9 protein-coding genes are annotated in these 12,747 nt (G+C 63.2%); 7 read left to right on the top strand and 2 right to left on the bottom strand.

Annotated features, from left to right (window positions below; genetic code table 11):
* The first annotated feature begins 169 nt into the window (after positions 1–169).
* The 6 genes from AC0L58_RS05815 to AC0L58_RS05840 all read left to right on the top strand — a co-directional run bounded on the left by AC0L58_RS05815 (position 170) and on the right by AC0L58_RS05840 (position 6,306).
* Positions 170–943, top strand: a complete 774-nt coding sequence (locus AC0L58_RS05815; RefSeq protein WP_473687568.1) for a slipin family protein — start codon at positions 170–172, stop codon at positions 941–943.
* Positions 944–1,010: 67 nt separating this feature from the next.
* A complete protein-coding gene (locus AC0L58_RS05820) occupies positions 1,011–1,859 on the top strand; it encodes an SAM-dependent methyltransferase (RefSeq protein ID WP_473687570.1) in 849 nt (282 codons plus the stop codon).
* On the top strand, positions 1,843–2,403 hold the full coding sequence (locus AC0L58_RS05825) for a GNAT family N-acetyltransferase (RefSeq protein ID WP_473687572.1): 561 nt from the start codon (positions 1,843–1,845) through the stop codon (positions 2,401–2,403). The genes AC0L58_RS05820 and AC0L58_RS05825 overlap by 17 nt, the downstream gene beginning before the upstream one ends.
* 3 nt (positions 2,404–2,406) lie before the next feature.
* Positions 2,407–2,700 carry a hypothetical protein gene (locus AC0L58_RS05830; RefSeq protein WP_473687574.1) on the top strand — a complete coding sequence of 98 codons (294 nt, stop codon included), beginning with the start codon at positions 2,407–2,409 and terminating at the stop codon, positions 2,698–2,700.
* A 4-nt stretch (positions 2,701–2,704) separates the two neighbouring features.
* Complete coding sequence (locus AC0L58_RS05835; protein WP_473687576.1) at positions 2,705–4,483, top strand: tetratricopeptide repeat-containing diguanylate cyclase; 1,779 nt, start codon at positions 2,705–2,707, stop codon at positions 4,481–4,483.
* Between the two features lie 149 nt (positions 4,484–4,632).
* Positions 4,633–6,306, top strand: coding sequence for a M28 family metallopeptidase (locus tag AC0L58_RS05840; RefSeq protein WP_473687578.1), 1,674 nt, complete (start codon positions 4,633–4,635; stop codon positions 6,304–6,306).
* 118 nt (positions 6,307–6,424) lie between these two features.
* Here AC0L58_RS05840 and AC0L58_RS05845 read toward each other — a convergent pair whose 3' ends face one another.
* Both AC0L58_RS05845 and AC0L58_RS05850 read right to left on the bottom strand, forming a co-directional pair.
* Entirely contained in the window at positions 6,425–9,178 is a 2,754-nt protein-coding gene (locus AC0L58_RS05845) for a M14 family zinc carboxypeptidase (protein WP_473687580.1), read from the bottom strand.
* 186 nt (positions 9,179–9,364) lie between these two features.
* Positions 9,365–11,353 carry an alpha/beta hydrolase family protein gene (locus AC0L58_RS05850; protein WP_473687582.1) on the bottom strand — a complete coding sequence of 663 codons (1,989 nt, stop codon included), beginning with the start codon at positions 11,351–11,353 and terminating at the stop codon, positions 9,365–9,367.
* Positions 11,354–11,617: 264 nt separating this feature from the next.
* Between AC0L58_RS05850 and AC0L58_RS05855 the strand changes: the two genes are divergently transcribed.
* Positions 11,618–12,721, top strand: coding sequence for a hypothetical protein (locus AC0L58_RS05855; protein WP_473687584.1), 1,104 nt, complete (start codon positions 11,618–11,620; stop codon positions 12,719–12,721).
* Positions 12,722–12,747: the final 26 nt, after the last annotated feature.

Below are 12,747 nucleotides of genomic sequence, written 5' to 3' on the forward strand. Positions count from 1 at the left end.
GCGTTGAGAACCTTGCCCTGCTGTGGTGGGAATCAGGGATGCCCTGTCGCGAATCAGGCACGGCATGCGTCTGATGAAGATCTAGCCGGGTGCGGACAAATGCCGGACCCGTTTCATTGAAAGATCGCAGGAAGGCTTTCTTCAATCACTTGTCATGACGGAGACAACCATGTTCGGATTTGTTGGTGTACTGATCATTCTCGGCGCGTTGCTGCTGTTCTCCGCGATCAAGATCCTGCCGGAGTACCAGCGCGGCGTGGTGCTTACCCTTGGCCGCTACACCAGCACCAAGGGGCCAGGCCTGGTGCTGCTGATCCCGGTGGTGCAGAACATGATCCGGGTCGACCTGCGCGTCACCGTGATGGACGTGCCTCCGCAGGATGTGATCTCGCGCGACAACGTTTCGGTTCGCGTGAATGCGGTGGTCTATTTCCGGGTGGTCGATTCGGACAAGTCGGTGCTGGAAGTGGAAAACTTCCTGCAAGCGACCAGCCAGCTGGCGCAGACACGCCTGCGTTCGGTGCTGGGCCAGCACGAGCTGGACGAGATCCTGTCCCAGCGCGACTCGATCAACCACACGCTGCAGACCACGCTGGACGAGGCCACGGACCCATGGGGCATCAAGATCGCCAACGTCGAGATCAAGGATGTCGATCTGAACGACACCATGGTGCGCGCGATCGCCCGCCAGGCCGAGGCCGAGCGTGAACGGCGGGCCAAGGTGATCCACGCCGAAGGTGAGCTGCAAGCCGCCGAGAAGCTGCGCGATGCCGCCGCGATGCTGGCGCAGCAGCCGCAGGCGCTGCAGTTGCGCTACCTGCAGACACTGGCCGACATGTCCAACAACGGCAAGTCCTCGACCATCGTGTTCCCGTTGCCGCTGGATCTGATCAAGCCGCTGCTTGAGGCCTTGCCGTCGAAGTCGGCTCCCGGCGCGTCCTGAGCCGCCGGTGCCACGCCGGACAACTGCCATAATCCGCTCCAGTTCATAGTTCAGGGGAGCGGTTTGCATGGATGATCGTCAGTTGCCCGGAAGCCTGGTTTGCGTTGGCCTGGGCATGACACTGGGCTCACACCTCGGGCCGCTGGCGCGCAGCCATATCGAGCAGGCCGACGTGGTGTTTGCCGGCCTCTCCGATGGCGTCGTGGAATTGTGGCTGCAGCGCATGCACCCTGACGTGCGCAGCCTGCAGCCGTACTACCACGAGGGCAAGTCACGCATGCAGACCTATCGGCAGATGGTCGAGGCCATGCTCACCGGGGTGCGCGCGGGGAAGAAGGTGTGCGGGGTGTTCTACGGTCATCCCGGCGTGTTTGCCTGGGCGCCGCACAAGGCGATCGAGGTCGCCCGCAGCGAAGGCTACGCCGCGCACATGGAGCCGGGCATCTCCGCCGAGGACTGCCTGTATGCCGATCTGGGCATCGACCCCGGCCGGGTCGGATGCCAACATTATGAGGCCAGCCAACTGCTGTTCTACCAGCGCCGGATCGATCCGACGGCGTATCTGGTGCTGTGGCAGGTCGGTCTGGTAGGGGACCAATCGCTGGCGCGGTTCTCGACCGGCCCCGCGTATCGTGAGTTGCTGGTCGAAGTATTGGCGCGTGATTACCCGCTTGACCACGAGATCATCATCTATCGCACGCCGACCCTGCCAATCCAGTCGGCCCGAATCGAACGACTGCCCCTGCGCGATCTGCCTCGGGCTGACGTCGACATGGCCGATACCGTGGTGATTCCGCCGGCGCGGGCCATGCTGGTGGATCATGCGATGAGGGCGCGGCTGGACTCGCTGGACCTAACCGTGTCCCAGGCTGCGAGTTCACGCCGGGATGAGCACGGTCATGGCGACCCGCTTTGAGCAGGAGACGCGCCGGTTGCGACTCCGTTTGCTCACACAAGAGGATGAGGCCCTGTTTTGCGGGCTTTATACCGATCCGGACATCATGCGGTTCATAGGTCCGGCGATGACTGCAGCAAGAGCCTCGCGCGCATTTGCCGGCATTCTCGCCAGGATGAGGCAGAAACCACCCGGTTGCGTCTATCTGGTCATTCTGGACAAGGTATCCGAGCGCCCCCTCGGCATCTGCGGATTGCCCGAGTTTCACCTGAATGCCATTCGGCAGGAAGTTGGCTTAGTATTGACCGGACAGTCACGGTCGCGGGGGATCGCGCGGGAGGGGTTGGCGGCGCTGGTGGATCGGGTTTTCACGATGACGAGCGTGGACGAAGTATGGTCGCGATTCTCAAGCAAAAACCTGGCGGCACAGCGACTGGTTCTGTCCGTCGGGTTCAGCGCATGCGATGAAAAGTTGTGGGGGAATGAATCCACGCAGGAACGTCGCTGGTCAGTGGACAGAGCGTCCTGGCGACCTATGGAATCTATCAATATCCTTGAGGAGTAATCGATGTCCAATGTGATCGATCTGATCGAAAGGCTGGGACAGGATGCACGACTTCGTCACGCATCTGTGGCCGATATGGAGCTTGCATTGACGCAAGCACAAGTTGATCCGGAGATCAGGGCTGCGATCCTGGCCAAGGATCAGCGGCGTCTCGAGCAATTGCTGGAGGGCGGAAACGTTTGTTTGGCGCTGTGTCCTGCGGAAGAAGAGGACGATGATACGGAGGAGGCGCCATCCCGGGATGACGATGAGATTCCTTCCGGGTCCGCAGCTCGCTTGATGGCAACGGCAGACTAGAAAAATGGATGGTCTGGGCACACGGCTTCGGGTCATTTTTACCGGAATCGTACTGCTGGCGGCTGTGCTGGGAGGCACGGCCAGTGCCAACGTGCCTTCTGCCACCGCCGACGAGCTGCTCAAGCGGGCCGACCTCATCAAGACATCGGATCCCGTGGAGTTTGCTGGTGTGCTGCGCCAGTTGAGCAGCGGGACAGTAAAGCTTGCTCCGGAAGACCAGCTGTATCTCGATTATCTCAAGGCATGGCAAATCGCCTATAAAGGCGACTACAAGAAATCGATCGCCCTGCTTGACCAGATAATTGCCCGATCCGGCAACCCCGCCCTGCGTCTTCGTGCCGGTTTTACCACCGTCAATATTCTCGGCATTGCAACTCGGTACGAGGATGCTTTCGCGCGGCTGGACCCTCTTGTTGATCAGCTCAACACGACAACCGACAAAGGCGTCCGGTTCACGGGATTGAGTGTGGCCTCCCAGCTCTATTCCGAGGCGGGACAGTACGACCTGGCTTTGACCTACGCCAAGAAGCTGCTTGCTGAAAATCCGACCGGTTCGGGTGCATGCAGAGGCAAGTATTTCATCATCGAGGCGCTTTTCAAGAGTGGCGAGCTGCACTCCAGTGACGATCGTCTTCGCGATGGGATCGAGGAATGTGGCAAGGCGGCTGAACCCATCTTCGGGAATCTCATTCGCAACTACGGCGCCAACCTCGATTTGCGGGAAGGCAGGCCGAAGGATGCGATAAAGCTTTTGCAGGAAGGGTATGCCGAGGTAAAGAAGACCAAATACCCGCCCCTGATTTCTCTCATTGACGCTTCACTTGCTCATGCGTTCTGGCTGGCGGGGAACCTTGCGTCGGCGCGTACGTTTGCCCATGGTGCCATCGACAACAGCATCAAGAATGAAAATACGGAGCCTCTTGCAACGGCCTACGAGGTTCTATACGAGCTGGACAAGCGGCAGGGCGACATCCCTTCGGCTCTTGTCTGGCATGAGAAATACATGGCCGCCGACAAGGGCTATCTGACCGTATTCAGCGCCAAGGCACTGGCCTACCAGACCGTCAAACAGCAAGTGCTGGCGAAAAAGCTCCAGGTCGACACGCTGTCCAAGCAGAACAGGATCCTGCAGTTGCAGCAGGCGCTGGGGAAGAAGGCGATGGAGGCCAGCCGCTTGTGGATCATCCTGCTGGTGTCGTTGCTGGCCTTCATCGGCTTCATTGCCTACCGGATAAAACGCTCGCAGTTGCGTTTCATGAAATTGGCGCAGCGCGACGGGCTCACCGGCATCTTCAACCGGCAGCATTTTGTCAGTGAGGCGGAGCGGCAGTTGCAGTACTGCCGCAAGTCGGCGCGCGACGCCTGCCTGGTGTTGATCGATCTGGATCACTTCAAGGTGGTCAACGACACCTATGGTCATGCGGTGGGCGACCGGGTGCTGAAGCGCGCGGTCGCAGCCTGCCAGGCTCATCTGCGCTCCACCGACCTGTTCGGCCGGCTTGGCGGTGAGGAGTTCGGCATGCTGTTGCCCGAATGCACGCTGGATCAGGTCACGGCCAGAGTCGAGCTGATGCGCGCATCCGTCGCTTCGGTATCGTTGGGCGAGGGTGTCCCCGGCCTGACGATTTCGGCCAGCTTCGGTGTTTCGTCCGCAGCCAATTCAGGCTATGAGCTGCGCAAATTGATGAGCGATGCCGATGACGCGCTCTATCAGGCCAAGCGCGATGGACGCAACCGGATCAACCTGTCTGACAACCGACAGGCGCAGATGAGCCTCGTTTAGGGCAACGCCCGCGGAGTGTGTACGTGTGGGCGCAGCGTGTGATCTGACGCCGCGTCGTGGCGTGCGAGAGTTGGCCGCATGGACAGTCAGCCACGGGCGCGTTACAAAGGTGGCTGACTACGCCGATGGGGAGCATACCGATGCGTGCGATGAATTCCGTGCTACTGGCCGCGCTGGGCTTGGCCATGTTGCCACTGCATGCCGCAGCGGCGCCCGCGCCAGCGGCGGCGCAGGTGACGCTGGCCCCCTCGATCAACGCGGCGGATTTCGCCCGCACCAACAAGACCCTTGCCTCGGACGCGTTCGGCGGTCGCAAGCCGGGCACGGTGGGCGCGCAGCGCACCCTCGATTTTCTGGTGGCCGAGTTCAAGCGGATGGGCCTGCAGCCGGGTAACCATGGTTCCTGGTTCCAGACCGTGCCGGCCGACAGCACCTTGCTGTTGAACGACAAGGTCAAGCTGAATGTGGTGGCCGGGGACAAGCAGGCCAGCTTCGCCAACCAGACCGACATGGTGGTGCAGACCTTGCAGTCGAAACCGGAGGTCGATCTGAAGAACTCGCCGATCGTCTTCCTCGGTTACGGCGCGGATGCGCCGAACTGGCACTGGAACGACTACCGGGGCGTGGACGTGAAGGGCAAGACCGTGATCGTGCTGGTCAACGATCCGGGCTTCGCCACGAGTGATCCGAAGCTGTTCAATGGCCGCGCCATGACCTACTACGGGCGCTGGACCTACAAGTACGCAGAAGCGGCCAGGCAGGGCGCCGCCGCCTGTTTCATCGTGCACACCAGCGACGAGGCGGCGGGTTATCCGTTCAGCGTGTTGCAGAACGGCAACCGCGGTCCGCAACTGAGCCTGCCGCCCAGCGTCGATCCCGCGCCCCGGCTACCGGTGGCCGGCTGGCTCACCCATGCCGCGGCCACACGTCTGTTTGCCGAGGCCGGCATGGACTTCGACCAGCTTGCCGCCGCGGCGGCCAAACCGGGCTTCAAACCGGTGCCGCTCAAGGCGACTGCCTCGATCAGCCTGAAGAACAAGATCGGCCATTTCGAATCGAAGAACGTGCTGGCGATGATCCCGGGCAGCACCAAGCCCGACGAGGTGGTGATCTACACCGCGCACTGGGATCATCTGGGTACCGACCCTTCGCTCCCGGGGCACAAGGTGTACAGCGGTGCGATCGACAACGGCACCGGCCTGAGCATGCTCCTGGAGATCGCCGATGCGTTCGCACACCAAAAGACCGCGCCGGAGCGCAGCGTGCTGTTCTTCATGCCCACGCTGGAGGAGTCCGGTCTGCTCGGCTCGCAGTACTACGCGGCGCAGCCGGTGTTCCCGCTGAACAAGACCGTCGCCGATCTCGCCGTGGATGCGCTGCCGATCATCGGCCGCGCGCACGACATGACCGTGATCGGCAAGGGCCAGTCACAACTGGAGGACATGCTGGCGGATGTGTTGAAGAGCCAGGGCCGGGTGATCTCGCCGGAGACGACGCCGGAGAACGGTTTCTATTTCCGCTCTGATCATTTCAACTTCGCTCGCGCCGGCGTGCCGGCCATGCTGGCCAGCTCCGGGCTGGACCTGATCGACGGCGGCAAGGCGGCCGGTCAGAAGGCGGCCGAGGATTACACCGCACACCGCTATCACACGCCCAAAGACGTGTTCAATCCGGACTGGGACTACTCCGGCATCCTGGAAGACACGCAGGCGCTGTACGAGCTGGGCCAACACCTGAGCCACGCTGGCGTGTGGCCGGCCTGGTACGCCGACAGTCCGTTCAAGGCGAAGCGCGAGGCGATGATGGCGCCACCGGCCAAGTAGGCTTGGCGGCGGCGCATCGGCTCGGGGGCCGCGGCGCTTCGTGACAGGAGCCGGCGGGCGGAGCCCGCCCTACGCGTTGGTAGGGCGGGCTCCGCCCGCCGCTCCGCTCCTCGTCCAATCATGGTTTGCGCGGCGCATCCAGCTTGTCGAAATGCTTGATCGCGTCGAGCACCAGCGGATAGCTGCCGATGGTCTCGCCACGCCACATCGGGTTGCTGGCGAACAGCAACACGTGGCCCTTGCCATAGCGGGCGTCGACCACGGCGGCGCGTTCGGCCATTTCGCTGCCGCCCTCGAGCAGGCCAGCGATCAGAAGTTTGTCCGCGGCGGCGAAGCGCAGGATCACCTGCGGACGCTGGTCGACGGGGATCACCCAGGGATTGTTGCGTGTCTGCTCGGTGTTGAGCGGCGTGGCTTGCCAGGGCTTGGCGTCGGGTAGCGCCGGTGGCTGCACGAAGCGTCGGCCCTCGGGCGTATCCGTGTCGTGCGGGCCGCCACGGCCGGTGGGACGCTGGAAGTCCTTGGCGGTGGGCAGTCCGTGGTCGCCGGTGAGCAGGTTGGACACCTTGAACGACTGTCCTTCGGCGCTGTACAGGGCGAGGTCGTCGCCGCGGTAACTGGCCGCGATCGGGCTGGCGCGATCGACGAACTTCGCCTGCAGCACGCTGCCCACCACCCTGAGCTTGTCGGTGGGGGTGACGAACACGCCGGGGGCCAGGCCTACGTCGATGGCGAACTGGGCGGTGTCCTCGGCGGTGATCAGCAGGCCGCCGTCGCGCACGAAGCGCTTGAGGTTGGCCACGCCGCTTTCGCCCAGGCCGGGACGGACATCGTCGGTGCTGTCGATGTGGCCGATGTTCGGCGTCAATCTGGTCGTTTTCCACGGCATCGGGTTGCCCCACATCGGCATGCCGTCGACGATCCGTTGCGTGCCGACGCCGCCGATCGGCGCGAACAGGATCACGTCGTACTTCGCACGCAAGTCGCCGAGCCTGGCCACGTCCTGGGTGCTGATGTAGTCGTACTTCACGCCCAGCTGGTCCAGCGCCATGCGCCACCAGCCTTCGGTCTGGGTGCTCAGCCAGGTGTGCATCACGGCGACGCGCGGCAGTTTGCCCGGAGCCACGTCGATGGCGGCCAGGCCAGAGGGAACCTTCACCGCGCCGTCCAGCTTGCTCATCGGCGCCTGCAGGATGCTGTCGTCGGTGACCCGCACCACGTCGACGTCGAACAGGTCGCCCATCGACCACGCGGTGTCGTCGTAGGGATGCTTCTGCGGGTCGTCCGGTGACCAGTACTGGCGATCGAGCAAGGTATCGGCGATGCGCGAATAGGGCTGGTCCATGCGCACGATGTAACTGCCGGCGGGGAAGGTGCGCGAAGTGGGCGCTTTCGCCTCGCCGTCATCGTTTTTGGCCGACGGCAGCTTCACCGTGATCGGGGCCGTGCTGCGGCTGATCTCGACGTGCTGGCGCTGCATGATGCGCAGCAGCTGTGCCTGCGAGCCACTGCGCGGGTCATTGGCCGGGAATACATACGCTGCCGGACCCGCCTGCTGGGGCTTCTCGATCGAACGCTTGCTCTTGAGGTAGAAGTTTTTCAGGAACAGCTGGCCATGGTTGGAAAAATAATCCAGCGCGGTGAGCAAGCCGGTCTGCTGGTAGTTGTTGTTGTTGCGCTGCGACCAGGTCACCACCGGCAGCGGCGGATTGGGCTTGTACCAGGTGCGCTGGTATTCGCTGGGGTCGAGGATGCGCTTGACGGTGTCCGCGCCGTCGTTGCCGAAGGTTTCGTAGAGCCGGCTGATGCCGTTGTGCATGGCCGCGATGAACATCAGGTAGCCCGGGCTCCAGGTGTCGAAGTCGCCGTGGGTGAACACGCCGGGCATGCCGAACTTCGTCATCTGCTGCACGTTGTTCCAGCCCAGCTGCTGCCACTCGCCGGTGAGGATCGGATCGATCCAGGCGTTGTACGGTCCGTCGCCGACGGTGTTGTCGTACAGGAACGGCACCGACTCGTGCAGATCGTGGAGCACCTGCGCATGCCAGCCGATGAAGGTGTCGGCGACGTTGCGGGTGAGGTTCAGCGTCATCGCCATCGCGTCGCGGTTGTTGTCGTGCGCGACGTAGTGGCCCCAGTACAGCAGGCGCGGGTAATTCTCGCCCGGATGCGCCAGGTGCCAGTTGTAGCGATCCACTTGCCGATCGCGGCCGTCGACCTCGACGATCGGGGTGATCAGGGTGATCACGTGCGAGCGGATGTGCTGGATATAGGGCGCGTTGTCCACCGCCAGGCGGTAGGCGAGTTCCATCAGTGCCGTCGGTGCGCCCGTTTCGGTGGAGTGGATGGTGCCGGTGATGTAGTAGACGGGGGTGGATTTCGCGATCAGCTCGTCGGCGGTGGCGTCGTCCATGCCGATGCTGCGCGGGTCGGCCAGCTTGGCCAGCCGAGCCTTGTTCGCGTCGAGGTCGGCCAGCAGATTCTCGTCGGCGACCGCCACCGCGATCATCTCGCGGCCCTCCTCGGTCTTGCCGATGCTGAACACCTTTACCCGCGGGCTCGCCGCCGCTAGCGCACGGAAGTAGCGGTAGACATCGGCCGAATAGGGCAGGTAGTTCGGTGCGCCAGCGATATGGCCAAGCACCTTCAGCGGCGTGGGTACCGTGGTCGATGCGGGCAGGTAGTCGGTCAGTGGCGAGTTGAACGACGGGTCGGTGGTGTCTTTCAGGATCTGTGCCGTGTACGCCTGATCGATCGGCTGGGCCGGGTCGCGCGCATGGGTGATCGAGCCGTTCGGATGGGTGGCGGCAGCCGCGCAGAAGCTGGTCAGCGCCAGCAGCGCGGCCAGCGAAAGCCGACGACGTGCATGCATGGTCATGAGTCCCCCGGGATGGTGTGGCGACGGATCACCACACTTTGCCAGATTGGCAGCGCCTTTGCGTGGGTCATGTGTCGGGCCGTGATGTGCTGGCCACCGCGTGGCCCCCACGCAACCAACCCATGCCCGTCGGCCGGCCGGCGGTCATCCGTGGCGAAACGCTTCCAGACCGGATCCCGGCTACTTTGTCGCTGCGGTACCGGGCGCTGTCGCACCCGGCCCGATACTCGCCGCAATGAACTGCAGCAGTTTGCCGTAGAGCTCGGTGCGATTTGCCTCGTCGTAGAATCCGTGCATCTCGTCCGGCTTGAACACCCACTCATGCGCAATCCCGTGCTTGGCCAGTGCCTGGTGCATGCTGAGTCCCTGGATCGGCGGCACGCGCACGTCCTTGCCGCCCACGATCAGCATGACCCGAGCTTTCAGCGCGTCGATGTGGTTGATCGGAGAGCGCTGGGCCAGCACGGTCGGGTTGTCGCCGACCTGCTGCTTGAGAAAGGCCTCGCCGAAGCTTGACTGATGAGTGTCGCCACGCTGGTACATCAGCGGCAGGTCGTAGACGCCGACGTAACCGATCGCGCACTTGTACAGATCGGGCTCCTTCACCGCGCCTTCCAGGGCGGCGTAGCCGCCGTAGCTTGCACCGAAGATGCAGATCCGCTGCGCATTGGCGATGCCCTGGGCGATCGCCCACTTGGTGGCATCGGTGACGTCATCCTGCATGGTGCCGCCCCATTGACGCCAGCCGGCCTTCTCGTAGTCGTAGCCGTAGCCGCCGGAGCCGCGGAAGTTCACCTGCACCACGGCATACCCGCGCGTGGCCAATGCCTGCACGTCGGAATCGTAGTCCCAACGGTCGCGTACGCCGAACGGGCCACCGTGCACCAACACGACGGTCGGCAGGTTCTTCGCATCTTCCAGGCCTGGCGGGTAGCTCACATAGCCGTGCAGCTTCATGCCGTCGCGGGCAGTGAAATCAAAGGGCTGCTTCAGCGCCATCAGCTGCGGATGGATCCACGATGCGCGCGACAGCAGTGGCGTCAGGGTGTGCTTCTTCGCGTCATAGAGCAGAAAAGTGCCGGGATTGGCGTCGGATTCGACCAGTACCACGCTCTGGCTGCCATCGCTGGTGCCGGAGACGAACCGCACGCTTTCGCCCGGATACCGCTTCATCAAGGCCAGCAATGTTTGCGCGTCGGTCGAGGTGCCGTTGAACAGTGCGGTGCCGGTGCGGCCGTCCATGAATCCCACCCCGAGAATGCTGTGGCGAGCCATGCCTTGCAGCAGACCGTCCATTTCAACGGTCGGGTTGCTCCATGCCTGCGCCATCTTCTGCGTCGCGGGGTCCCAGCGACACACGCCGAAGCCGCCAGTGGCAGGGCAGTTGAAGTACACCGCGCTGTCGTCACGATTGAAGGCCAGGGGCACCTCGCGGTTCTTGCTCTCCTCCGGCATCAGCTGCCAGCCGTCGCCGTCCAGCGGGTGCAGGTAGACCTGGACGCGGTCGTCGTTGTCGGTGCCGTAGGCGAAGCGGATGTGCCCGTGATGGTCTGCGAGGAAGGTCGCGCCGCGCATCGGCGCGACGATCAGCTTGGCCTTGGTTCCGTTGCGCACGTCCATGCGGTATGCCACCGGCAGGGCCAGCTCGCGGCCGGCGCCTTCCCACGAGCTGATGGCCACCAGCACATGGTGGGGATCATCTTCAATGGTGGAGATGAACTCTGCGCTGCCATAGTCGGTCGTGGCTTTCTGGGTGTGCGAACCGGTACTCATGCCACCCTTGCGATAGCCATACAGAATTTCCGCTCCGCCGCCATCCGCATTCACGGCAAACAGTTCGCCGGTCGAGAGCGGAGTGTCGTATCCGCCCACGTGCTCGCCCACCGTGTACAGCACGCGCGTCGGCGACGCCCACCAGAAATCCGTGACGTCATCCCCTTGTCGCGGGTTGATCACGTGACCCTTGTGATCGGACAGATGGATCAGGGCCAATACCGTCTGCCCCTTGACCACGGCAATGGTGGCCAGGTATTTGCCGTCCGGCGAGATCTTCACGCTCTTGTACTCGTCGTGTCGCGCCAGGTCGGCGAATGACACCGCCTGTGCGTGCACGACGGCGGTCAAGAGCAACAGCAAAGCGGCAACCATGGCGCGTCGCAAGTGGACCATCTTGATTCCCCTGTGATGTGTTTTTGCGGCAGCGTCTTGTGCGCTACCGCGTCCCCTCGCGCTTTTATAGCACTTGCTTCGCGTTTGGGGCAGCTTCGGAAAGGCTGCGGACGGATTTAAGCATGCGGGTCGCAAAATTCTGCGACATCGCCTCGCGGCGTGAGCTTGTCGTGCTGCAAGGGACAGGACTAGAGTTCAGCCTCGGTTGGCTGCGCCGCTCTGACGGGTCAGCGAGCTGATGTCCGAGACCAACAGGGGAACCATGTGAATCCAAAGATCGGCTTTGCCGTTGCCGTGGCAATGGTGGTGGGTGTGTGCGGCTGTGCGCCGCAATCGCAGATGGTCCGTCCGAGTGCAGCACAGTTGCAGGCACTGGGGCCGTTGCCGGTGGTCGAGGTGATTGACCAGGACAGTCTTGCGGCGCAAGACACGTTCTCTGCGGCATACGTCAATGTGGTGGCTGGCGCGGGGGTGCCGATCCTGGCGGCTGCCGGCGGCGGTGCACTGGGCTCCCTGATCATCAATTCCGAGATGAAGGCCGAGGCAAGGCGCTTTGCCGAGCGGCATGTCCAACCGTTGCGGGCGGTGCTGCAAGGTTTCGACGCCAGGTCTGCACTGAGTGATTCATTGCAACAGGCGCTGTCTGCGCAGCCCACGACTTTCAGCAGCTTTGCGAAGGGAGCGAGCGCGACGGCCCAAGCGTCACCGCATCTGGTGGTGCATACCACCTATGCGATGACGCCGGACTTCTCCGCACTGCAAGTGATTGCCGATGTATCGATCGAAGGTGTTGGCGGGACGCAGGGCAAGCCGATCTATCACAACGTGCTGGTATACCAGTCGGCACGTAAGACCGTGGTCGCCAAGACCGCCGGGGACGGCAAGCGCATGCTGGCACAGGAGCAGGCTCGCTATGCCGCGCTGAATGTCGACGCGGACATTGCCACGGCGAATGCCGAAATCAAGCGACGTGACCCGGAAGTTGCCCATCTGCGCGACAAGATCAATCGTGAGCAGGTGGAGCATCGCCGGCGCGTAGCCGCGGCCGAGGCTGCCCACTGGGATGCGGATACGCGGGCACAACGTCTGGCGGAGACGTGGGCGAACAACCACGGAGAGGCATTGAAGTTGGCGATGCGTGACAGCGGTACCGAGATCGCCCACATGTTGCAGCTCGATCTGGCCAACAGCCAGGCGGTGGCGGGGCAGCTGGAGCAACCGCGGACGGTGTTCAGCAGCGACACGCGGCAGATCGAGTATGTCCGGGATGGCCGCATGATTTCTCTGGCGCCACATGACGCCGATGCCTCGCTGAAGCGACCCGGGCAGTCGGTCGACGTCTACACGAATTCCGCCAGTCACGGTTGAGAAAGACGGAAGTTGCCGTCAGCGGG

This window comes from Rhodanobacter sp. G2-10 (genome assembly GCF_055809185.1).